Source organism: Paraburkholderia sp. ZP32-5, assembly GCF_021390495.1.
In the GTDB taxonomy this organism is placed as follows: Bacteria; Pseudomonadota; Gammaproteobacteria; order Burkholderiales; family Burkholderiaceae; genus Paraburkholderia.
Map to the genome: position 1 here is coordinate 914,617 of NZ_JAJEJP010000003.1, position 23,324 is coordinate 937,940.

At 61.2% G+C, this 23,324-nt stretch carries 20 protein-coding genes and 1 pseudogene; 14 read left to right on the forward strand and 7 right to left on the reverse strand.

What is annotated here, in order from left to right:
* Positions 1–103 precede the first annotated feature (103 nt).
* The 4 genes and pseudogenes from L0U82_RS36555 to L0U82_RS36570 all read left to right on the forward strand — a co-directional run.
* Positions 104–1,056: pseudogene (locus tag L0U82_RS36555) on the forward strand (IS3 family transposase); the annotation flags it as partial.
* Positions 1,057–1,426: 370 nt separating this feature from the next.
* Complete coding sequence (locus tag L0U82_RS36560) at positions 1,427–2,059, forward strand: hypothetical protein (RefSeq protein WP_233838699.1); 633 nt, start codon at positions 1,427–1,429, stop codon at positions 2,057–2,059.
* Entirely contained in the window at positions 2,056–4,200 is a 2,145-nt protein-coding gene (locus L0U82_RS36565; protein ID WP_326489795.1) for a type I secretion system permease/ATPase, read from the forward strand. Before L0U82_RS36560 ends, L0U82_RS36565 begins: the two co-directional genes overlap by 4 nt.
* Positions 4,201–4,216: 16 nt before the next feature.
* Complete coding sequence (locus tag L0U82_RS36570; protein ID WP_233838701.1) at positions 4,217–5,341, forward strand: biotin/lipoyl-binding protein; 1,125 nt, start codon at positions 4,217–4,219, stop codon at positions 5,339–5,341.
* 199 nt (positions 5,342–5,540) lie between these two features.
* Here the strand turns inward: L0U82_RS36570 and L0U82_RS36575 are convergent, their stop codons facing one another.
* Positions 5,541–5,765, reverse strand: a complete 225-nt coding sequence (locus L0U82_RS36575; RefSeq protein ID WP_233838703.1) for a hypothetical protein — start codon at positions 5,763–5,765, stop codon at positions 5,541–5,543.
* A gap of 694 nt (positions 5,766–6,459) precedes the next feature.
* Here L0U82_RS36575 and L0U82_RS36580 point away from each other — a divergent pair.
* From L0U82_RS36580 to L0U82_RS36590, 3 genes are all read left to right on the forward strand, one after another.
* Positions 6,460–7,773 (forward strand): serine hydrolase domain-containing protein, encoded by a 1,314-nt coding sequence (locus L0U82_RS36580; protein ID WP_267929941.1) that lies wholly within the window; start codon positions 6,460–6,462, stop codon positions 7,771–7,773.
* A 429-nt stretch (positions 7,774–8,202) separates the two neighbouring features.
* Entirely contained in the window at positions 8,203–8,766 is a 564-nt protein-coding gene (locus tag L0U82_RS36585; RefSeq protein ID WP_233838705.1) for an AMP-binding enzyme, read from the forward strand.
* A gap of 36 nt (positions 8,767–8,802) precedes the next feature.
* On the forward strand, positions 8,803–9,252 hold the full coding sequence (locus tag L0U82_RS36590; RefSeq protein ID WP_233838706.1) for a PaaI family thioesterase: 450 nt from the start codon (positions 8,803–8,805) through the stop codon (positions 9,250–9,252).
* 27 nt (positions 9,253–9,279) lie between these two features.
* On the opposite strand, the gene L0U82_RS36595 is transcribed toward L0U82_RS36590, so the two are convergent.
* On the reverse strand, positions 9,280–10,155 hold the full coding sequence (locus L0U82_RS36595) for an alpha/beta fold hydrolase (protein ID WP_233838707.1): 876 nt from the start codon (positions 10,153–10,155) through the stop codon (positions 9,280–9,282).
* A 60-nt stretch (positions 10,156–10,215) separates the two neighbouring features.
* Positions 10,216–11,040, reverse strand: coding sequence for an enoyl-CoA hydratase/isomerase family protein (locus L0U82_RS36600; RefSeq protein WP_233838708.1), 825 nt, complete (start codon positions 11,038–11,040; stop codon positions 10,216–10,218).
* 359 nt (positions 11,041–11,399) lie between these two features.
* On the opposite strand from L0U82_RS36600, the gene L0U82_RS36605 reads away from it, so the two are divergent.
* The 7 genes from L0U82_RS36605 to L0U82_RS36635 are packed head-to-tail and all read left to right on the forward strand — an operon-like array spanning position 11,400 to position 19,134.
* Entirely contained in the window at positions 11,400–12,425 is a 1,026-nt protein-coding gene (locus L0U82_RS36605) for a thiolase C-terminal domain-containing protein (RefSeq protein WP_233838709.1), read from the forward strand.
* The gene (locus L0U82_RS36610) at positions 12,422–13,645 is read left to right on the forward strand and encodes a thiolase family protein (RefSeq protein ID WP_233838710.1); all 1,224 of its coding nucleotides are present in this window, start codon (positions 12,422–12,424) and stop codon (positions 13,643–13,645) included. The genes L0U82_RS36605 and L0U82_RS36610 overlap by 4 nt, the downstream gene beginning before the upstream one ends.
* Before the next feature lie 39 nt (positions 13,646–13,684).
* Complete coding sequence (locus tag L0U82_RS36615; RefSeq protein ID WP_233838716.1) at positions 13,685–14,161, forward strand: Zn-ribbon domain-containing OB-fold protein; 477 nt, start codon at positions 13,685–13,687, stop codon at positions 14,159–14,161.
* Positions 14,158–15,756, forward strand: a complete 1,599-nt coding sequence (locus L0U82_RS36620; protein WP_233838717.1) for an acyl-CoA carboxylase subunit beta — start codon at positions 14,158–14,160, stop codon at positions 15,754–15,756. Before L0U82_RS36615 ends, L0U82_RS36620 begins: the two co-directional genes overlap by 4 nt.
* 9 nt (positions 15,757–15,765) lie before the next feature.
* Positions 15,766–17,832, forward strand: a complete 2,067-nt coding sequence (locus L0U82_RS36625; RefSeq protein ID WP_233838719.1) for an acetyl/propionyl/methylcrotonyl-CoA carboxylase subunit alpha — start codon at positions 15,766–15,768, stop codon at positions 17,830–17,832.
* Positions 17,833–17,842: 10 nt separating this feature from the next.
* Entirely contained in the window at positions 17,843–18,295 is a 453-nt protein-coding gene (locus L0U82_RS36630) for a MaoC family dehydratase (RefSeq protein WP_144113822.1), read from the forward strand.
* Positions 18,292–19,134 (forward strand): HpcH/HpaI aldolase/citrate lyase family protein, encoded by an 843-nt coding sequence (locus L0U82_RS36635; RefSeq protein WP_233838721.1) that lies wholly within the window; start codon positions 18,292–18,294, stop codon positions 19,132–19,134. The genes L0U82_RS36630 and L0U82_RS36635 overlap by 4 nt, the downstream gene beginning before the upstream one ends.
* Positions 19,135–19,230: 96 nt before the next feature.
* Here L0U82_RS36635 and L0U82_RS36640 read toward each other — a convergent pair whose 3' ends face one another.
* Genes L0U82_RS36640 through L0U82_RS36655 form a run of 4 tightly spaced genes read right to left on the reverse strand, consistent with a single transcriptional unit; the run spans position 19,231 to position 23,324 of the window.
* The gene (locus L0U82_RS36640) at positions 19,231–20,847 is read right to left on the reverse strand and encodes an AMP-binding protein (RefSeq protein WP_233838722.1); all 1,617 of its coding nucleotides are present in this window, start codon (positions 20,845–20,847) and stop codon (positions 19,231–19,233) included.
* A gap of 17 nt (positions 20,848–20,864) precedes the next feature.
* Entirely contained in the window at positions 20,865–21,569 is a 705-nt protein-coding gene (locus L0U82_RS36645; RefSeq protein ID WP_233838723.1) for an ABC transporter ATP-binding protein, read from the reverse strand.
* Complete coding sequence (locus L0U82_RS36650; protein ID WP_233838724.1) at positions 21,562–22,344, reverse strand: ABC transporter ATP-binding protein; 783 nt, start codon at positions 22,342–22,344, stop codon at positions 21,562–21,564. The genes L0U82_RS36645 and L0U82_RS36650 overlap by 8 nt, the downstream gene beginning before the upstream one ends.
* The gene (locus L0U82_RS36655) at positions 22,341–23,324 is read right to left on the reverse strand and encodes a branched-chain amino acid ABC transporter permease (RefSeq protein ID WP_233838725.1); all 984 of its coding nucleotides are present in this window, start codon (positions 23,322–23,324) and stop codon (positions 22,341–22,343) included. Before L0U82_RS36655 ends, L0U82_RS36650 begins: the two co-directional genes overlap by 4 nt.

Sequence of the window (23,324 nt, forward strand, 5' to 3'; positions counted from 1 at the left end):
GCGTCGAATTGGAGCGGCCTCCTGAATCACCGGACACAGTCTCCCACTTAAAATAGCGGGTAGGCATACGACTGTGTTTTTGACTAACAACAAGCAAGAAGTGATGGAAGTGTTGACGGGGCCGGAGCGCCGGCGGCGATGGTCGGCCGATGAAAAGCTGGCGATGGTGCGAGAGAGTTTCGAGCCGGGCAAGTCGGTCTCGATGGTCGCGCGCCAGCATGGCGTCACTCCGAACCAGTTGTTTCACTGGCGCAAGCTGTATCAGGACGGCAGTCTGTCAGCAGTTAGCGCCGGCGAGGAAGTAGCGCCTGCTTCCGAGTTGAGCGACGCACTGAAGCAAATCAGGGAACTGCAGCGCTTGCTGGGAAAGAAAACCATGGAGAACGAGATTCTTCGTGAGGCGGTGGAGGTGGTGAAGTCGCGAAAATGGATTGCGCGCTCGCCCTCATTGCCGGGGGACGAGCAGTGAAGCAGGTCTGCGACGTTCTCGGTGTAGCGCGCTCAAACGTGGTGGCAAGGCTTGCACGTCCAGCTGATTGGCAGGATGGACGCGGCGCCAGGAAGACGGACGATGCCGGCCTGGTCGAAGAGATTGGGCTGACCGTCACTGACCTGCCAAGCTACGGATATCGCCGGGTCTGGGGCCTCTTGCGCCGTGTGAGGGAGGGCCGAGGTGTCGCTCCGGTGAACGCCAAACGCGTGTATCGGGTGACGCGCGTTCACAGCTTGCTGCTACAACGTAGACCTTCGCCACCACGACCGCAGCGTCGGCATGATGGCAAGGTCTCGGTGGCGAAGAGCAACCAGTGCTGGTGTTCTGATGGCTTCGAGTTTCGCTGCGACAACGGCCAGCCATTGCGCGTGACGTTTGCTCTGGACTGCTGTGACCGTGAAGCGATGAGCTGGGCGGCGACGACAGGCGGCCACAGTGGCGATGTGGTGCGCGACGTGATGCTCGCAGCCGTCGAGAACCGATTTGGCAACGTATTGAAGGTGCCGGCTGAAATCGAGTGGCTGACAGATAACGGCTCGGGCTACACGGCGGACAAGACTAGAATTCCCCACTTCTTTTTAGCGCGAGTTCATAGCCGAGCTAGATGTCAGTCAGGCGTCGCATACCGCGCCACATATTGCTTGGGGGGGCGCTGGCGAGCGCAAGGTAACCACCGAGCTGAGCGAGCCTAATAACGTTGCGTACGAGGGGCGGAGCGTGGGTGTTGTGGGGATGTCGTGAACGATGCGATGGATCAGTTCGATTTCGGTGGGGGTGCGCGAGTTCGGCGGCAGCCTGCGGCGCCGAGCGGCCGAGCATGGTGAGCCAGAATATGCGCCAGCTCAGGATGCAGAAGACCGCGATCAGGTTCGTTAGCCGGCCGGCTGTACGAAGCCGGGACTCCTCGGCTTTGCAGCCCAATTTCAGGATCTTGTGGAAGGTCTCGATTTTCCAGCGCATCGCGTACCAGTGGAGCTTCTGGATCGCCTCGGCACGCGAGCGAACTGGCAGGTTGGTGATCAGTTTTCATTCGATACCAGCACGCCCGGCCGGCGGATCGCGCTCCTGTGCATGAAGGACTGTGAGCTGAAGCTCAGGGTAGCGGCTCTGCTTGCCGATTGGAGGCAGGACAGTCATTTGCTAATAGCGCAGTTCGAGCTTCGCGCTTATCGGACGGCCCTTCGCATTTCGAAGCTCGACGCGATGGAGTCCCTTGACCTGAACATGTTGCATGGCTTTGGAGATCGTGTGCTGCCCATCTCCCGCGAGCCTGTCGACGCAGGTACGCACGAGGAAGTAGGTGCACAGATCGTGTGCGGTGCAAAACAGCTCGTAGATGTCGCTTTTCCGGTCGCCGATGTGAATGCAGCTCACGGGATCGTTGAGAAGTTGAGTCGACTGCCGCATATTTTCCAGCCAGCGCCAGCTTTCCTTTTCCTCAATCGGTACGCGCGTGGGATTAATATGACGCTTAAGCTCAGAAGCCCCCTTGAACTGCTTTCTCGTCCAGAATTTCACCGCAGTCAGCCCAAGTGGCAATCCATCCGCAGTGACCACGAGACTTGAATCATCAGGATGCCGCAGTGCGTGAGCGGCTTTCGCGGACCCACGCCGTTCTTTCCCGTTCGCAGGGTCGTCTTGACCGTGTAGCCGATGAGTTCGCTGCCGATTCTGATCAATTGCGCCATGCAGCCGGGATCAAGTCTGCCGCTTTCGAAGTCAATGACCTAATTCTGTCGGCTCGCGCGCTCGGTCTCAAAACTCGCGCGATCCGGATATCGTTGAATCGCCTGGATCGCACACCATTTCCAGCTCTTGCGCTCGACAAGAATGGCCGTCATTTCATCCTCGCGGGCTTCAAGGGTGGAAGAGCTTTGGTGTTAGACGCTGGTGAGAATATTCCCAAACAGGTTTCACCAGAAGAAATGCTGGCACGCTGCGACGGCAATTTTCTGGTCTTTGCTTCGCGCGCGTCGTTGGCCGGAGAGCTCTCCCGCTTTGACTTTTCCTGGTTTATTCCAGCAGTCATCAAGTACCGTCGCCTGTTGTTGGAAGTCCTTCTTGTCTCCGCCGTTTTACAGTTGTTCGGACTCGTATCTCCACTGATGTTCCAGGTCGTTATGGACAAGGTGCTGGTCAATCGAGCGATCAATACTTTGAACGTCGTTTGTATTGCCTTGCTGATCAGCGGAACATTCGAGATTCTGCTCACGATGCTGCGCAACTATGTCTTTGCGCACACAGCAAATCGCATCGATGTTGAGCTCGGAGCACGGCTCTTCCGCCATTTGTTGGCGCTACCGTTAGCTTATTTCGGCTCCCGTCGGGTCGGCGACACGGTTGCCCGCGTAAGGGAGCTGGAGAACATTCGCAGCTTTTTAACCGGTCAGGCATTGACGGCCGTTATCGACCTGTTTTTCTCGTTCATCTTTCTGGCGGTCATGTCGATTTACAGCGTTTGGCTGACGCTGATCGTCGTCATTTCCTTACCCGTGTACGCGACTATCTCCGCGACACTTAATCCAGTGCTACGGCGTCGGTTGAACGAGAAATTCTCACGTGGCGCCGACAACCAGTCGTTCCTGGTGGAGGCGGTGTCTGCAGCGGAAACTGTCAAATCAATGGCAGTTGAGCCGCAGTTTACGCGGCGCTGGGACAATCAGCTTGCAGCATACGTCTCCGCCGGCTTTCGCGTGAGCGAATTGGGCAATGTGGGCCAGCAACTTATCCAGTTTGTGGGCAAACTGGTCACGTTATCCACGCTTTTCTTTGGAGCAAAGTTGGTCATTGACGGCAAGCTATCCGTCGGCCAGCTCATTGCCTTCAACATGATGTCTCAGCGAGTTGCGGCACCGGTGCTCCGTCTCGCACAGCTCTGGCAAGACTTTCAGCAGATCGGCATTTCGATGGCCAGACTCGGCGATATTCTCAATACACGCACCGAGGTGCCGCAAAGTCGTCAGGCATTGCCTGCGCTCAAAGGCGATGTCAGCTTTCACGGCATCCGTTTTCGATATCGCCCCGATGGTCCTTCCATTCTGAACGATGTCTCGCTCGATATTCGTGCGGGCCAGGTGATAGGCGTAGTAGGCCGCTCCGGCTCAGGAAAAAGTACGCTGACCAAGCTTCTGCAACGGCTTTACATCCCTGAGCAAGGACGTGTGCAAATCGATGGGATTGATCTCGCGCTCGCCGATCCCGCGTGGTTGCGACGACAGATTGGGGTCGTGCTTCAGGAAAACCGTCTGTTCAATCGTTCGATCCGGGATAACATCGCCGTGACCGACACAGGCGCTCCGCTTGATGTGGTCATTCGCGCTGCAAAGCTCGCTGGTGCACACGACTTCATTTCGGAATTGCCAGAAGGATATGACACGATAGTAGGCGAAAACGGTTCCAGTCTTTCAGGCGGTCAGCGCCAACGCATTGCTATAGCGCGTGCGCTTGTCACAAACCCGCGCATCCTCGTCTTTGATGAGGCTACGAGTGCGCTGGACTTTGAGACCGAGCGAATCATTCAGAACAACATGCGCGCCATGTGTCACGGACGGACAGTGATTATCATCGCCCATCGGCTCACAGCGGTGAGGCACGCAGACCAGATCATTGCCATGGACCGAGGGCAAATCATCGAACGGGGGCGTCACGACGAACTCCTCAAGTTGGGTGGATATTACGCGCACCTCGTCTCTCTTCAGAACGACTGACTAGAAATATTTAACAATGAATTCCATCCGAGTTCTGGCAATCGGTGACCTGTTACGTCGTTACGGCGCGGTATGGCGCACGGCCTGGTCGATTCGTGACCAGCTCGACACGAAGCCGCGTCTGTCTCATGAGATAGCATTCCTGCCAGCCAATCTGGAATTGGTCGAAACACCGGTTCATCCGGTTCCGCGATGGACGATGCGTATCATCGTCCTCCTGGCATTGGCCATTCTGCTAATCGCGATTTTTGGGCAGCTCGACATCGTAGCGGCCGCGAAGGGCAAGCTTCTCCCCAATGCCCGGATCAAGATCATACAGCCGGCAATCACAGGTGTGGTTCGCAGTATTCTGGTACAGGATGGTCAGCGTGTGGCAGCTGGCCAGGTCCTCATGGAACTTGATCCCACACAGGCAGCGGCGGACACAGACAAGGCACGCGCGTCAAAGATCGATGCGGAGCTTGCTATTTCTCGAGCCCAGGGCTTGCTTGAAGCGCAAAGCAACGGGCTCGCGCCGGCTGTGCACGCCGTCGAGGGTGCGTCGCCAATCCAGCAGCGCGAAACGCAGCATTTCGCGGATGGTTTGTATCAGGAGTATCGAGACAAGCTACACAGCGCAGAGGCCGAACTGTTCAAACGCCAGGCTGAGCTTGAAACGACTCGTGAGGAAATAGCAAAGCTTGCTGACACTGCGCCGCTCGCCCGACAGCAGGCCAATGAATATCAGGCGCTTCTTGCTGAAAAATACGTGGCACGGACCGCTGGGCCACCGGAAACGGGCGCGTCTATCCGCATCAGCCTCGCTTCGCTCGCGCGTCTGGCAAACTCTTGTGTCATTTTCGGGGATAACGAAGAGTGGTCGATGATTAGCGAATCTCTGAGACCGGATGCGATTATTCCGTTCTGGCCGAAGACAACTTCTTGGATCTCTGTTTTGCCGGGAAGGCATAGAAAGACAGCCTCGCTGTCCCGAACCGCCATCGCAGTTGTTTCGCCCACAGTCGCGCCCCAAGCCCGGGCCTCTTCGGTGGCACAACGATCGACGTCGCTGACGCAGACAGCGTGGCCGCTATCCATTAGACGGCGCGCGAGTGGCATGCCCAGTCGACCTAATCCGAACTGGGTCACCTGTGCCATTTAGACTGACCCCGCGGACAGAGACGCCATCGCGCTATCTATCGCAGAGGTCACGTCCAGGTCGCGTGCGGCGATGATCTCCATGGAGCGTACGCGATATTCGAAGGGCATGGATGGCTCGGGCGGCTCCTTTCCCGTGGCAAGCGCCTTTAGGCGTTCAAGAATCCTGCGCCGTACCGCGACGGTCGCGATGTCGGACTCAATCAGACGCTCTTCGGTCCTGTCGGCGATTGGAAACCACCAACATCCTGCGTCGCCGCGTAGTCTTGAACCGGAATCGACTTTATTCCCGTGTAAGCGCTCTGCCGTTGCTCTCCGCGATCGATGAGGTAGTTATTTTCCAGGTTAGCTTTCGGTGAAAACGTGCCCGGAATCATTTCCGGAAAGAGCACGCCGCCGCGTATGACCGACCAGTCGTCATCGCTCAACGGCGCTCTGGTTTGGCCATGATTCGATAGTGTATGCAATTGACGTCATAGATCGGGATACGCAGATTGGTGACGAAGGCGTAGCCCAAGTCCGCGGGAATCATCGACGTGAACGGCATCAGTCACTGTGTGACGCGCCAGACATAGTCATGAGGCCCCGCGTCGCGCCGTGACGCTACTGCCGTGCAGATGTGCAATCGCGTGGACGCAACTCGGTACAGACGCTTTTCTGGCGGCAACCCCAGAGTTGCCACGGCGACGGCAGTCCGCATCTGTATTCGCTTGATCTCATGGGCGTGCGTCGCAGCCATAAAATCGAAAAAACGGACGCGCTCGGCTGCGGTGGTCGGATTCATAGATTGACGTTGGCGGCTGAGACCGCCACAGGAACAGCTGTGCGCTTAACTGCGGCCCGCTAATGGTTGTGGGTAATTGCGAGGCTGAAAACTCCCTTACTCCGCCTCCACGGTTTAAGGCATTTTTGTCTCGGCGAGCATTCACGATCGCGTCACCAATACAACAGAAATCCGGGCTTCATAAGTGATTGTTTGTCAATTATCAAGTGCCATTCGGATCATTTTGTTTTCAACCGCCTGCGTCCACAATCCACGCAACTTGGACCGGAGCCGACCGCAACGCGCTGTGACTCCGCGCTGACGACACTACCCGCCAATCTGCAACCACTCGATAACTCATGACTGTTCGACTCAAACGCCGCGATTTACTGAAAAGCGCATCTGGCCTCCTAGCGGCCGCCACGCTAGGTTCGTTCTCCGATCGCAACGCCCGGGCGGCTACCGTCCCCGCATCTCCGGCCGCCGCGCCTGTACACACGCCGCAATTTGCTTCGATTGATTCCGTCCTAAGGCAGGCGGTGAACGACGATGTCGTCGCTGGCGTCGTGGCGATGGCGGCAACGGATCGCGGAATCGTCTATCAGGGCGCGGCCGGCCATGCTAACGCGCTTGCCGGCGACGATATTTCGGCCGATTCGATTTTCTGGCTCGCATCGATGACGAAGGCGATTACCGCAACTGCGTGCATGCAGCTTATCGAGCAGGGCAAGTTGAAACTGGAGCAGCCGGCATCCGAAATTCTGCCGCAGTTGAAGTCGCCGCAGGTTCTCGAAGGGTTCGACGCCTCGGGACATCCGATTCTGCGTCCCGCACGCAAGACGATCACCGTGCGTCATCTGCTGACGCATACGTCGGGCTACACCTATAGCATCTGGGACGATCGTCTGACTCAGTACGAGAAGGTGACGGGCATGCCCGATATCGGCTATTCGCTCAATGGCGCTTTTGCCGCGCCGCTGGAGTTCGAGCCTGGCGAACGCTGGCAATACGGCATCAGCATGGATTGGGTCGGCAAACTCGTGGAGGCGGTCACGGATCAATCGCTGGAAGTCTATTTCCGCGAGAACATCTTCGATCCGCTTGGTATGCGCAATACAGGCTTCCTGATCGGCAGCGCCCAGAAGCAGCGCGTGGCGACGACGCATCGCCGTCAGCCCGATGGGGCACTGAAGCCCGAGCCGTTCGAGATGAACCAGAGGCCTGAGTTTTTCCAGGGCGGAGGGGGGCTGTTCAGCACGCCGCATGACTACATGAACTTCCTGCAGATGCTGCTGAATGGCGGTACTTACCGCAGCGAACGCGTGCTGCGGGCCGATACGGTTTCGATGATGTTCCGCAATCACATCGGCGACCTTCTCGTTGGGGAAATGAAGTCGGCGCAACCATCATGGTCGAACAGCTTCGATCAGTTCCCCGGACAGCCGCACAAGTGGGGTCTTTCGTTCGATATCAACGTCGCGCCTGGCCCTCACGGACGCAGCGCAGGCAGCGGCAGCTGGGCCGGCCTGCTGAACTGCTTCTTTTGGGTTGACCCGGTCAAGCGCGTCACTGGATCGTTGTTCACGCAGATTCTGCCGTTCTACGACCCGCGCACTGTCGATCTGTATGGACGGTTTGAACAGCGGCTTTACGACGGCCTGAAGCGCATTTGAATTCGATGGTCGATCTGGGGCGTGCTCTGATCGCTAATTCACCAATGTTCGAAGACGAAAGGACGTGTGTGGAGATCGCCGGAAGCTTGAGCAGCTTCTCGATGTCATTGGGTGCCGGCTATGCTGCGGACGAATGCGTCTTTGCGCTTTCTCGTGCCGATCAAACTGCCGCGATTCCATCGGTCGGTATTGTAATTTTTCTTTTCCGGATATCTTTCCCGTTGACTGATTACTTCGCGAGTTTCCAGGGCGCGCCGCTTCGCTCCGGGCCCCAGCCTGCGTGCACGAGCTGAGGGAGTCCGACTCGCAGGTGATCTGCAACGAAGGACATCCAGAAGGCCGCCGGATGCGCGACTGCGAAGGTTTCGGCGATCCCGCGAGCCCGAAGAACGCGCTGTCTGGCCGACGAGGGTACGCCCGTGCCCCGGCGTGCGCGGCAATCTGGTCCTGAAGCAGCCGTTCCCGACTCTCGCGAGAACCATCTGGGACGATCCAGAACGCTACGTCCAGTCTTATTTCCAGCGCTTCCCCGGGTACTACTCGACGTCCGACGAGGCCGTGCTTGACCGCGACGGTCAGCTGTGGGTGTTGGGACGGTCCAACGACGTGATCAACGTCGCCGCGCACCGGATCAGCACGATGGAAATCGAAAGCGCGGCTTCGGGCTGCGATGGTGTGGTTGAGGCAGCGGTGGTCGGCGTGCGCGATGCGTTGCGCGGCACCGTGCCTGTCGCGTTCGTCACGCTCAAGCCGGGCATCGATCCTGCGATAGCCGCAACGGACGTTTCGGCCCATGTCGAGAAAGCAGTGGGGACCTTCGCGCGCCTGGGCAACGTTTTCGTGTCGGCTGCTTTACCCAAGACGCGCGCTGGCAAGATCATGCGCCGGTTGTTGCGGGAAGCGGCGGAGACGGGCGCGATCACCGGCGACACGAGCGGACTGGAAGACCAGAGCGCGCTCGAAGCGGTGCTCGCCGCGGTTCGCGAGCGATAGCAAGGGCGGCCGACGATCACTACACGGGGACCTCCTATGAATACACCGCTTTCTCCGGATTTTGCCCCGCATGTCATCGAGGCCTATGGCAAGCTGAGCGCGATGCGCCTGATCAAGGCGACGCTGACCAATGTGAAGGCAGGCGCGGTGGAAGTGCAGGTGCCGCATTGGGAAGGCATAGAGCAGCAGCATGGCTACATACACGGCGGTATCGTCGGCATGATTGGCGATACGGCGCCGGGCTTTGCCGCGATGACGCTGACACCCGTGGACGCGTCGGTGCTGACGGCCGAATACAAGCTTAATTTCGTCGCGCCCTCAAAAGGAGAGCGGCTCGTCGCGCGAGGTGCCGTCATACGCGCGGGTCAGACGCTGATCGTGACTAAGGCAGAGGTCTATGGCGTAGAGGCAGGCGTCGAAACACTGTGTGCAGTCATGCAGCAGACGATCATCGTCAAGCGCGCGACGACAGCGCCGCACGAGTGAGGGCGGTTCCAGGAGCGCGCGCGCCTCTTACGCTCGGCCCAGTGCGTGAGCGAGAAAGCCGCGCATCGCGTCGCCGAACAGATCGTTCTGGTCGGCTGCCACCATGTGCGCTGCGCCCGCCACGTCGATAGTCTGCGCATGCGGGCACAACGCCACGAAGTGCTCGACGCTCGCCGCGTTGAGCACATCCGATTTTGCGCCACGCACCAGCAGCGTTGGCGCGGTCAATGCGCGTACGCATTGCGACAGACGCGGTTCGAGTGCGAGCGGATCGCGCAGATCGGGACGGAAGCGCGGATCCCAATGCCAATGGTATCGCCCGTCGGCGCCGACACGCAGATTCTTCGCGAGCCCATCGAGCGACGCGGGGCGTGGTCGATGCGGCTGATAAGCCGAAATGGCATCGGCGACTTCGTCGAGCGACCTGAAGCCGTCAGGCCGGCCCGTCATGAACCGGTGAATCCGCTCAACGCCATGGGACTCGACACGCGGTGCGACGTCGACGATAACCAGGGCCCGTGCGTCCAGATGCTTTTCACCCGCCGCGATCATGCTGGTGATGCCGCCCAGCGACGCGCCGATCAGCACGGGTCTCGTTCCGCCGACCGCCGAAACGACGCAGAGAAGGTCTTCGACCATCGCGTCTTCGGTGTAGTCGCTGTCCGGCGCCCAGGTGGAGTCACCGTGGCCGCGCGCGTCGAACGACACAGCGTAGTAGCCGCTAGCGCCCAGTTGCTGGCCGGTGTGCTTCCACGCATGGCGCGTCTGGCCGCCACCGTGCTGCAATATGACGAGAGGGTCAAGCGGATCGCCCCACGTATCCGCGGCGAGCCGCACGCCGCGCGCACCATCCCACACGTGCATGGGTGCCGGTGTGCCAGGCAGGAGTTCACCCGCGCTCATGACCGGCTTTTCCGGCCACTGCGCTGTGCGAAGCGTGAGAGGTCGCGCGGCATCGTGTCCTCACATCGAGTCGAAGGTGGGCGGCCGCTTCTCGACGAAGGCATTCATGCCTTCTTTCCATTCGTCGCCGCCGACGAGAATGGAAATGGCCTCTATGCCGAAGCGCCGCGCGCTGCGCAGATCCGTGTCTTCACTCAGATAGATCGACCGCTTCGATTGAGAGAGTGCCTGCGGGCCGAGCTTGCGCAATTCGAGCGCGATGTCGAGCGCCGTGGCGATCAACGCTTCACCCGGCACGACTGCGGACACGAGCCCGTAACGCTCCACCGTCTGTGCATCAATGTGTGTCGCGCGCAGAATCCAGTCGAGCGCGCGGCTGCGTCCCACGTGACGGATCAGCTTTTGCACGCCGCCTGCAGCCGCGACCGCGCCGATCTTCGTCTCCGGCAAGCCGATCTTGGCGTGCGCCGCGATGACACGGAAATCGCACGACAGCGCAAGCTCGCAGCCACCGCCGAGCGCAAATCCGTTGATCGCGGCGATGGTCGGAAAGCGCATTTCCTCGAGCCGGTCGAACAGCACCGCGATTTTCGCCAGGTAGTCGTCGCGCGCGGGCTGCGGGGAGGTGAAGCGCGCTTCGGGCCCGGCAAAGTAGCGCAGATGCGCACCGCAACAAAACGCACGTTCCTGACCGGTCACGATCAGCGCGCGCGTTCGCGTGCTTTCGAGCAGATCGAGCGCACGCTCGAATTCGTCGAGGAATTCGAGTGTCAACGTATTCATCTGCTGCGGACGGGTCAATGTGATCAAAGCGATCCCGCGTTCGATCCATTCCACCTTCAATGCGGCGCCCTCGAACGTCGGCCCTTCGAAATGCTCGCTCATGCTGTCTCCTCGACGATGTCCTTGCGTGAAACGCGCGCGATGAGCAATACGTGACGCGTTTCTCATGCGTAGGATAACCATATGCGCCGGTTATCTGTCAAGGAACATAACTGACCATCTGGTTAGTATGTGTCATTGCGAAGCGTCATGCATCCATTTTACGCAAGTAATTTACCCGCTTTTCCACAAACTGACCATGCGGTTAGTTAATTGACCGAAAGGGTTGCGATCGTTATCATGCTTGCTGGAGACGGACAAAACGCGAACCGCATGGTTAAAAGGTCCCTATGGATGTCTATGTGCTAGGAGTGGCCATCCACCCGGCTGCCACGGCAATCGGCGACGCACGGCTGGAGGAAATGGCATATCGGACGGCACGCGCCGCGCTCGACGACGCCGGCGTGCGTCGCGCCGACATCGATCACCTCACGCTCGCGGCCAGTGACGAGCTCGACGCGCGCGGCATCAGCAGTATGCTGCTCGCCGCGCCGTCAGGCGGTTATCTGAAAGACGAAATGCGCACGACCGACTCCGGTCTCACCGGATTGCATCTTGGCGCGATGCGCGTGGCGTCCGGGCACCTTCATCTTGGGCTCGTCGTCAGTACCAGTCAGAATTCGGTCGTGGATCTCGAAGACATCGCGCGAATGCGCAGCGAACCGTTCTTTCTACGCCCGGTCGGCATGAACTTTGCCGTTGCCGACGGCCTGTTCGCAAATGCGGTGCAGCAGCGCTACGGCTTTAGCGAGGAAGCCGTAGCTGCATGTCTGATCGAACGTATCGCGGCCGCGCGTGACAATCCGCGTGCCGTTCCAAGAGACGTGCCGCAAGCGGCCGACATCGCCAGATCGGAGCGCATCGCGTACCCGCTGCGCGCGGCGCATCGTGCGCCCGTCACGGACGGCGCGGTCGCGCTGGTGATCGCCTCCGGGCATTGGGTCCGCGCGCATCCGGACGCGCGGCCGCTCGCACGCCTCGCGGGCATGGCGTGGGGCGTGGATCGCTATCAGCTGGATGCAGATCGCCTCGCCAGTCTCGACGTGTTCAGGCAACACGCGATGGAGACGTTCAAGCGCGCGGACGGGGTCGACATCGACGACATCGACGTGATCGAATTCGATGCGCAGCATGCGTGGGCCGACCTCGCATACCAGGCTGCATTGCGACCGCCGTCTAGCACGCGCGTGAGCCCTTCGGGCGGCGCGTGGGCGCAAAACCCGTACTTTTCGATGGGTTTGCTCAATGCGGCCGAAGCGGCGCTGCAGGTGAGCGGGCGCGCGGGCGGGCATCAGGTCGACGGTGCGAAGCGCGCGCTCGCGCACGGCGCGTCGGGATTCGCGCAGCAGACGCACGGTTTCGTGCTAATGGTCGGAGCCGGCCGATGACGCATCCGGGTGCATCTCATAACGCGACAAACGTGGCGATCATCGGCACGGGGCTGACCGAATTCCGCTCGCGCCTCGACGACAAGACCTATCCGGAGCTTGCGCAGGACGCGGTCGCACTCGCCCTCGTCGACGCAAACCTGCAGCCGGAGGCGATCGATGCCGTGGTGTTCTCCATGGGTCCGACGTCGTTCATGGGCGTGGCCGACGCGGACAAGTGGGCGGTCGATTACACCTGGGCGCGCGGCAAGCCGTTCATGCGGCTTGAGACCGGCGGCGCGACCGGCGGCTCCGCGTTGCAGGCCGCCCATGCCCATATCGCATCAGGGCAATACGAGACCGTGCTCGTCGTGGGCGCGGACCGCATCACCGAATCACCAGATGCGCAGTTTCTGCTGAACCTGATCTGGGACTCGTTCTACGAGCAGGACGTTGCGCTCAACACCGTCACGATGACGGCGCTTGCGACGCAGCGCTACATGCACAAGTACGGTACGACCGAGGAACAGTATGCGAACGTCGTCGTGCGCGCGCGTCGCAATGCGTTGAACAATCCGTGTGCGCACCTGAAGGGCGATATCGATATCGCCGCTGTCATGAACTCACCACGCATATCGTGGCCGTACAAATTGTTCGACATCTGTCCGCGTTCGGCTGGCGCCGCTGCGCTGGTGATGACATCGGAGCGGCTCGCGCGCGAACGTTGCACCCGCCCTGCATTCGTCACCGGCATCGCGGGCGTATCGAACACGGTGTTCATGGGCGACCGGCAGGGCCCGTACGCCGAAACCGATTTCGCCACCTTCGCCGAAATGCGTCCGGCGGCGCGCGAATGTTTCCGGCAGGCCGGTATTACCGATCCGCACGCGCAGATCCAGACCGTCGAAATCTACGATCCTTTCAGCTCGTTTCACTTTCCGCAACTCGAAGCGATGGGGTTTTGCGCGCCGGGCACCGCACAGCATCTGTCGGATGAAGGCGCGTTCGACATGGATGGCGCGCTCGCCGTGAATCCATCGGGCGGCACGCTCTGCACGAACCCGATCGGCGCGGTCGGGCTGGTGCGCGCGGCCGAAGCGGCGCGTCAGGTGATGGGCAACTCGAACGCGATGCAGGTGCCGAACGTACACAACGCACTGACTACCGCGATTGGCGGGTCCACGCAATTTTTTACGGTCACGATGCTGAGCGACGAACCGCGCCGTTCCGATGCGGGCTAATGACGCCGCGAAGAACGGCACTGACAGGAGGCAGTCGATATGGGCGCTTCAACTGAGACGAACGATCCACACACGTTTCCCGGCGAATGGCAGGTGCGCTATCGCTATCCCGTCGGTGAGGTCGGCGCGCGGTTCTTCGATGCGCTGAAGCACAAGCGCATTGTCGCTACTTCCTGCAGCGCGTCGGGCATGACGTATCTGCCGCCGCGTGCCTATTGCGAGCGCAGTTTCGAAAAGTGCGATGGATACGTCGACGCGGGAAGTGAAGGCACGATCGAATCCGCGACGATCGTCAGCGCGGCCTTCGATCATCTGCCAGAGCCGCCGTATGCAATCGCCTATGTGCGGCTGGATGGCGTGAGCACGGCGATGCTCAACTTCGTGCGCGGGCTCGATCTGTCCGATGTGCCCGCCGCCGCGGCGAAACTCGCACCAGGCACGCGCGTGCGCGTGCAATTCATCGATGCGCCGCAAGGCCGCATCACCGATTTCCACTACGTGACGATGACCGAATGAGCACGATTGCAACGCGCGTCGACCGCCAGTCGGCGACCTTCCAGAGGAATCTGGCGCACTACGATGCGTTGCTCGACGAATTGCGCGCGCGCCACGCGCATGTGCTCGCCGGCGGCGGGGAGAAGCTCGTCGAGCGTCATCATCAGCGCGGCAAGATGCTCGCGCGGGAACGCATCGATCTGCTGCTCGATCCACTGTCGCCGTTTCTCGAACTGTCGCCGCTGGCTGCATGGGGCCTGTACGGCAACGCCGTGCCGTCGGCCGGCGTGATCACCGGCGTGGGCCTGATCGCGGGCATGCCGTGCATGCTGATCGCGAACGACGCGACCGTCAAAGGCGGCTCCTTTTTCGCGGAGACGGTGAAGAAGCACGTACGTGCGCAGGAAATCGCCGAGCAGCATCGGCTGCCGACCATCTACCTTGTCGACTGCGGCGGCGCATATCTGCCGGAACAGGATCGTGTATTTCCGGACAAGGATCACTTCGGTAATACGTTCTTCCGGCAGTGCCAGATGTCCGCTCAAGGCATTCCGCAGATCTCGGCGGTGTTCGGTGGCTGCACGGCGGGCGGCGCATACATTCCCGCGCTTTCCGACGAAGTGGTGATGGTACGCGGCCAGGCGCGCATCCACCTAGGCGGTCCGCAGATCGTCAAGGCAGCGATCAACGAGATCGTCGATGGCGAGACGCTAGGCGGTGCCGAAATGCATACGCGCGTGTCCGGCGTGTCGGACTATCTCGCCGAAAACGAAGCGCAGGCGCTGCTGCGCGTGCGCGACATCGTCGCCGGTCTGAACCGGCCACGTACGCTGTTCGGCGCACTGCACGACGTGAAACCGCCGCGCTACGACATCGGCGATTTGCGCGGCATCGTGCCGCCCGGCTTCAAGGAGCCGTACGACGTGCGTGAGGTGATCGCGCGTCTCGTCGACGATTCCGCGTTCCAGGAGTTCAAGCCCGACTTCGGGAGTACGCTGGTTTGCGGCACCGCCTACTGGTGCGGCTACCCGGTCGGCATCATTGCGAACAACGGCGTGCTGTTTTCCGAATCAGCGGCGAAGGGCGCGCATTTTATCGAAATGTGCAACCAGCGCGGCATTCCGCTGCTGTTCCTGCAGAACATCACCGGCTTCATGGTGGGCACCGAGGCGGAACGCGGCGGCATCGCCCGCCATAGTGCGAAGCTCGTCTATGCAATGGCGACCGCGCGCGTGCCGCGATTCACGGTGATCATCGGTGGCTCGTTCGGCGCGGGCAACTACGGCATGTGCGGGCGCGGCTTCAATCCTCGCTTCCTGTTCGCATGGCCCAATTCAAAGATCGCGACGATGAGCGCGGACGTCGCCTCGACGGTATTGACGGACCTGCGCCGCAGCAGCCTCAAAAGCCCCGCAAGCGAGGACGAAATCGCGGAAATCGATCGCGCGACGCGCGCGCAGTTTGAGGAACAGAGCGATCCCTACTACGCGACCGCGCGGTTGTGGGACGACGGACTGATCGAGCCATCCGAGACGCGTGAAGTCATCGGGTTGTGTCTGGCGCTGGCCGCGGCCGAGGCACCCGCCACCGGCCCGACGCCGGTTTTCCGAATGTAAGGGCCGTTCATGTTCGAATCGATACTGATTGCCAACCGCGGCGAAATTGCCTGCCGAATCGCGCGTACCTGTCGCCGTCTGGGCATCCGCGTGATTGCCGTTTACTCCGATGCGGACCGTCATTCGCGCCATGTGCGCGAAGCCGATACCGCTGTGCGCATCGGACCGCCGGAGGCGGCGCGCAGCTATCTCGACGCTGATGCGATCATTCGCGCGGCGCTCGAAGCGGGCGCGAGCGCGATTCATCCGGGCTATGGTTTTCTGTCCGAGAGCACACAACTGGTAAGCCGTTGCGCGGAACACGGCATCGCATGGATCGGACCGCGTGCCGACGTGATCGAGAAAATGGGCTCGAAGATCGAATCGAAGCGCATTGCCGAACAGGCCGGCGTACCCTGCGTGCCTGGATATCACGGCGATCAGCAGGCGCCCGAGGCTTTGCTCGCCGAGGCGCGCAAGATCGGCGTGCCGATCCTCATCAAGGCGAGCGCGGGCGGCGGTGGCAAGGGCATGCGCCGCGTCGACGATCTCGACGATTTCGCCGCGCAACTCGCGCTAGCCAAGCAGGAAGCGTTGCGCGCATTCGGCGACGACCGCGTGCTGCTTGAAAAGTTGATCCTGCGGCCACGTCATCTCGAAGTGCAGCTTGCCGGTGACCATCACAGGCATCTCGTGCATCTATTCGAGCGCGAGTGCTCGATCCAGCGCAATTACCAGAAGGTGATCGAAGAGGCGCCCGCGCCGAATCTGCCGGCTCCCGTGCGAGCGGCACTATTCGACGCGGCGCTCAAGCTAGGCCACTCAATTGGCTACGACTCGCTCGGCACCGTCGAATTCGTATTCGGCGACGGCAGCGATACGCCGTATTTCCTGGAAATGAATACGCGTTTGCAGGTCGAACACCCGGTGACCGAAGCTGTGACCGGACTCGATCTGGTCGAATGGCAGATCCGCATCGCTGCCGGCGAGAGTCTGCCGGTCACCGATCAGGCGGCGATCAGCGTGAGCGGCTGGGCCATCGAGGCACGCGTCAATTGCGAAGATCCGGCGCAAGGCCATCGCCCCGAGTTCGGTACCGTGACGCGGTTCGCGGAACCGCTGGTCGCGGGGGTGCGCATCGATAGCGGCATCATGAGCGGCTCGGAAGTGACGCCTCACTACGACTCGATGGTCGCGAAAGTGATCGGCTTCGGTGCGACGCGCCCGCAGGCGGTAGAGCGTCTGCGAGCCGGGCTCGATGCGTTCGAGGCGGCGGGCATCGGCACGAATCAGAGGCTGCTGTGCGCGATCGCCGATCATCCGCTGTTCCGTTCCGGCCGTCTGACGACAGATTTTCTGAAAGAGGCCTTCGAGAAAGGCTGGAAGGCCGAACCCGAGGTGCTCGAACAGGCGATCGCCGCGGCGGCGCTGCATGCGATCATTGCTCGCGAGCCCGCGCGCGACGACTACTGGCAGCGACAAAGCGGCCATCGTTTCATGTCCGCAGCGGGGCGACGCGCGGCCGCGCGCATGCGAGTCTCCATCGATGGCGACGAACGCACCATCAGCATCGAGCGCGACGGCGATGGCTGGCGCGCCACATCCGGCGGCGCGCCAGCCTTGCGCCTGGATGCACGCTTCGACGCGTGCATCGACGGCGCAACGCGCGTCCATATCGAGCCCGTGCACGGCGTGCGGCGCACGTTCACGATGTCGCGCGACGGCGAGCACGTGTATGTCAATCATCGCGGCATGCGCTGGCGCATGGCGGTCGTCAGCGAGCTTGCGGCACTCGCGCGGGTCGCCGCACGGGCGGGCGCGCGGGGCAGCGAGGTCCGGTCCGATATGCCGGGCTCGGTCACCGAAATTCACGTGAAGGCGGGCGATACGGTGAAGGTCGGCGACGTGCTGGTCGTGATGGAAGCGATGAAGCTGATCTTCCCACTCACCGCGCCGCGTGACGGCGTCATCGAGTCGCTCCATTGCCAGGTGGGCGAGATCGTGCCGCGCGGGCAGACGCTCGTGCAACTCGCGCCGCTGGCACCTGCGGAGGACATCGCAAAGGTGCCGAACGCAACCGAATCGATCGACAAATGAAGGAGACAACATGCGCGGACTCTATTTCGAGGAATTTGAGGTTGGCATGCGTTTCGAGCACGCGTTGACACGCACCGTCACCGAGTGGGACAACATGCAGTTCTCGAACATGACGCTCAATCCGCAGCCGCTGCATATCGATGCGCATTTCGCCGCGTCGACCGAGTTCGGCAAGCCGATCGTCAACAGCCTGTTCACGCTCGGCCTGATGATCGGCATTTCGGTATCGGAGACGACCTTGCGCACGACGATCGCCAATCTCGGCATGACCGACGTATCGTTTCCCGCCCCTGTGTTTCATGGCGATTCGATTCATGTCGTTACCGAGGTGATGTCGTTGCGCTCGAGCAAGTCGCGTCCTGGCGCGGGCATTGTCGAGTTCAGGCATATGGCGTTCAATCAGGACGATGTCGAGGTCGCACGCTGCACGCGTGCCGCGTTCATGCATCGCAAACCGTCATGAGCGCCGCGTCGTGGCTGTTCGTTCCCGGCGATAGTGCGCACAAGATCGAACGCGCGCTGCAAGGCTCCGCGCACGCACTTATCTTCGATTGGGAAGACGCCGTGGCGCCGCAAGCAAAAGCGACGGCACGCACCGTCACCCGCGACGCGTTGAACGCCGTCCGCGTACCGCGCGAACGCCTGTGGATTCGCGTCAACGCATTGTCGACCAGTTACCACGCAAACGATATCGAAGCACTGCCGGTCCGTGCGATCGCGGGCGTTGTGTTGCCGAAAGCATGCGGTGTCGACGACATCCGCCGCGTGAGCGCATCGCTCGACGCAATCGATCCGCAAGCTTCGCTCAAAATCTGCGGCATCGTGACCGAGACCGCCGCGTCCGTGCTTGCGCTTTCGGAGTTCCGCGGGCCCGTGCCCCGACTGCACGCAATGATGTGGGGCGGTGAAGACCTGTCAGCCGATCTCGGTATCGCGGACAATCGCGCGAAGGACGGCACATACCGCGCACCTTTTCTGCTCGCGCGCAATCTCATGCTGATGGCGGCGGCCGCGGCGCAGTGCGTGCCGATCGATACGGTATTCGTGAATTTCAAGGACCACGATGCGCTGGCCACCGAAGCCGTAGAGGCTCGCGCAGACGGCTTCATCGCGAAAGCGGCAATTCATCCAGATCAGGTGGCTGTCATCAACGACGTATTCTCATCGACGCCGGAAGAACTCGAATGGGCGAGGGCAGTCGTCAAAGCGATGGAGCATGCGCAAGGCGGTGTCGCATCAATGAACGGCAAGATGCTGGACGCGCCGCATCTGCGACTGGCGAAGCGAATGCTCGCGCGTTAGCGCCGGATGGTCCGATAGCGAAAGAGTAGTAGTAAAAAAAGCGACGATGTAAAAACATCGCCGCACTTTTTTATATATGGCAAGCATCGGAAACGATCAGCGCTTCACCACGATCCCTTCCTTCTCCCGATCCCAAAGCTGCGCGCGGCGCTCCTGCGCATCGAGTTTGAGCTTGTATTTTTCGAGCTTTTCGCTTGCGGTCTTCGGAAGTTTTTCGACGAACTCGACGAAGCGCGGCACCATGAAATAGCTCATATGCTCGCTGCTGAAGTTGACCACATCCGCGTGGGTCATCGACTCGCCGGGTTTTAGCACGACGTACACCATCACGTCGTCCTCGCTCAGTTCGGACGCTACGGGGATCGCCGCGACTTCGTGGATCGCCGGATGCCGGCACAGAATGAGCTCGACCTCGTAGGCGGAGATGTTTTCACCGCGCCGGCGGATGGCTTCCTTTTTCCGGTCCATGAAGTACAGGTATCCGTCTTCGTCGAGGTAGCCACGATCGCCCGTTTTGAACCAGCCGTCGTCGAATTCCCTGGCGGTTTCCTTCGGCATCTTGTAGTAGCCTTTCATCATGCTGCCCGGCTTCAACGGCCGCATGTAGATTTCGCCTACTCCATGCGGCGGCAGATCGCGGCCCTCGTCGTCGACGATGCGCAGTTCGCACTCGCCACGTGGCTTACCGGCTGAACCGGCTTTTTCCGCCGGATCGTCAGGCGTGAAGGTGGTCATCGCGAAGTTTTCCGTCATCGCGAACACCGAAGTCAACGTAACGCCGAAACGCTCCTGAAACTCCTTGTAGATTTCCTTGGGCACGGGCACCGCCATGCAAAGACGCAGCCTGGTTTCGCGTTCATGCGGACCCGGCGGCAACTTCCAGATGATGTTCGTCATTGCGCCGAGCGTGTTGAATTGGGTCGCTCCGCTGCTGCGGATGTCGTCCCAGAAACGCGTTGCCGAAAAGCGCGGCGCAAGCGCTATTGCGGCGTCGGCCCAGAGCGCGGCGTACACGGAGTAATACGCGGCGTTGCCGTGAAAGAGCGGCAGACAGGTGTACAGCACGTCGTCATCGCGATAGCCAAAATTCAGCGTCAACGCACGTCCCACTGCATGGCCTTGCGAGTGCGGACACTGCACACCTTTAGACGGCCCGGTCGTGCCCGAAGTGAACATGATCAGTTGCGTATCGTCGTGCGAGACACGATCAGGCGGCGGCTGCGATGTGTCGTCGGATTCGACTGACGACAGCGGATGCACGCTGCTCGCGTCGTTCGACGTGATCCAGCGGGACGTATTCTGCCCGTGAATGTAATAGCGCCTGACGAGCGGCAGTTCGTCGCGAACCGCTGCGATCCGATCGTTCCATTCTTCGTCGACAATAAATGCGGTCGCTTCGGATTTCTCCAGAAAATAGCGCAGCAATTCACCCTTTGCCGCTGTATTGATCGGCACCGCGACGGCGCCGAGCTTGCTCAAACCCCATACAGTCCAGAAGAATTCCGGGCAGTTCGGTAGCATGATCGCGACGTGGTCGCCATGCTTGAAGCCTAGCGCTGCAAAACCGTTTGCATAGCGATTGGTGATGGTTTCCACTTCGCCGTAGGTGGTCTTCTGGTCTTTCCAGATCAGAAACGTCTTTTGCGGGATGCGTTTGGCCTTTTCGGCAAGCACGCGACCCATCGTGCGGTCTTCCAGCGCGTAGTCCTGCATTGTGTCTCGCTCCTCGTCTACTCGCCCATATAGGCTTTGGTCAGTTCAGGATGGGACGACATGGCCTGCGCGCTGCCTTGCAGCTCGACGCGTCCATGTCTGAGCACGTACACATGGTCGGCCATCTTCAACAGCAGATGCGCGTTCTGCTCGACCACCACGACCGTGATACCTGCATCGCGCAAGCTCTGAAGATGGGCGAAAACCTGTTTGGTGATGACGGGGGCGAGACCGAGGCTCACCTCGTCCGCGAGCAGCAGGCGAGGGCGCGACATCATCGCGCGCGCAATCGCGAGCATCTGCTGTTCTCCGCCCGACAGCGTCGAACTGTGCTGTTTCTCGCGCCGCGCGAGCGACGGGAACATCGCCAGCATCTTCGCGTAGTCATCGGCGATTTCGCCGCGCTGCCGCCGCGTATGCGCACCGGCGAGCAGATTCTCGCGCACGGTCAGATCGGGAAACATGCCGCGTCCTTCCGGCACATGCGCGATGCCCATGCGCACGATGCGTTCGGGTCCGGTTTTGCCGATGTCGTTGCCGTCGAAACGGATCGTGCCGCTTTTCGCGCGGACGAGACCGCTGATCGTGCGTAACAGGCTTGTCTTGCCGGCGCCGTTCGCGCCGAGAATGCCCACCAACTGGCCGCGCTCGACCTTGAGCGACACGTTGCTCAACGCGCGCACCGGTCCGTAGCTGACGCTCAGGTCGTCGACTTCAAGCATCCGTGGGTACCTCGCCGAGATATGCGAGCAGCACGCGCGGATCGTTGAGCACTTCGTCGGGCGTGCCTTCGGCGATCGTGCTGCCCGCATCGAGTACGAACGCGCGATCGCACAGCCGCCGCACGAGGCCCATGTTGTGTTCGACGAGCAGCACGGAGAGTCCTTGCTCGCGCCGTAATTCCAGCACGACTTGACCGAGGTGTTCGATCTCCGCTTCGTTGAGACCCGCGATCGGCTCGTCGAGCAGCAACTGCGTCGCGCCCATCAGGATCACCCGCCCCAGTTCGATCAGCTTGCGATGCCCGTACGGCAGGCTGCCGGTCATCATGTCGACAGTCGCCGCGAGGCCGACACGCGTCGCCACCTGCATCGCTTCGTGACGCGCCTGTTCCTCGGCACGACGAACGCTGGGTAATCCGATCATCTCGCCGATCACCGAATAACCCAGGCGCCGATGGTGCGCGACCATCAGATTTTCCAGCACGCTCAATTCCGGAATCAGCTGCGGGTGCTGGAATACGCGCCCCAAGCCCATCCCGGCGATCTGGTCGGGCCGTTTGCCGACGAGACTCTCGCCGCCGAGTTCGATCGTGCCGGCAGTCGGCCGCGATATCCCGGAGATGCAATTGAGCAGCGTGCTCTTGCCCGCGCCGTTCGGACCGATCAGGCCGACAATCGTACCTGGCGCGACGCTCAGCGATACGTTCTCCAACGCGTGCACGCCACCGAAGCGCACCGAGAGCGAGCGGACCGCCAGCGCGCCATGCGGCTTCATGGCCGCCCCTTTGCGCGCTTGCCGAGCAGGCTGTTCAGGCCACCGGGCAGCAGGATCACGACGAGCATTAGCGAGATGCCGAACACGAGCCCAGGTGCGTCCTTGAAGCTTCGAAACGCTTCCGGCACCACAACGTAGAACGCTGCGCCGAGCAGGGCGCCGCGCACGCTGCCCATGCCGCCGATCACGATCATCGCGAGAAACATGATCGACATGTTCATGTCGAAACTTTCGGGGTTCAGATAGCGCAGCACGTTGGCATAGAGACCGCCGCCGACGGCGGTATAGAACGCGCTTAGCGCGAACGCGATCACCTTGTAGCGGGCGACGCGAATGCCGATGCACGCCGCGGCGGTCGGGTTCTCGCGCAGCATCGAAAGCGCGCGGCCCGTACGGCCCGACGCGAGCTGGAACGCGGCCCACGTGCCCGCCGCCAGCGTGATCGCGATCACCCACGCGAAACGGCTACCGTCGGCCATTGGAATGCCGAAGAATTCGGGCGCCGGAACCTGCAGGCCGCCGCCGCCGCCCGTCAGCGAGCGCCATTCGAAAATCGTCTTCTGCGTGACGATGCCGAAACCGAGCGTGGCGATTGCCAGATAGAGATCCTTCAGGCGCAGCGCGGGCAGCGCGATCAACGCGCCGAGCACGGTTGCGATCGCGCCGGCCAGTGGAATCGCGACCCAGAATGGCACGCCGTACCGCTGGGTGATGATCGCCGACGCATAGGCCCCGATCGCAAAGAAGCCCGCATGGCCCAAGCTCGACTGGCCCGAGAATCCCGAGAGAATCGTCAGGCCGATCGCGACGAGCGCGAAGATGCCGGTCAGGTTCAGCAGATAGACGACGTAGCCGCCGCTGAAGAGCGCTATGCCCATGTACAGCACGACGAAGCCAGCGAGAAACCACTGATCGCGACTCTGCTTCAGACGCACGCCCGGCGTGGAGCGTCCGGCGGTGATCCGGTTGATCACTGACAT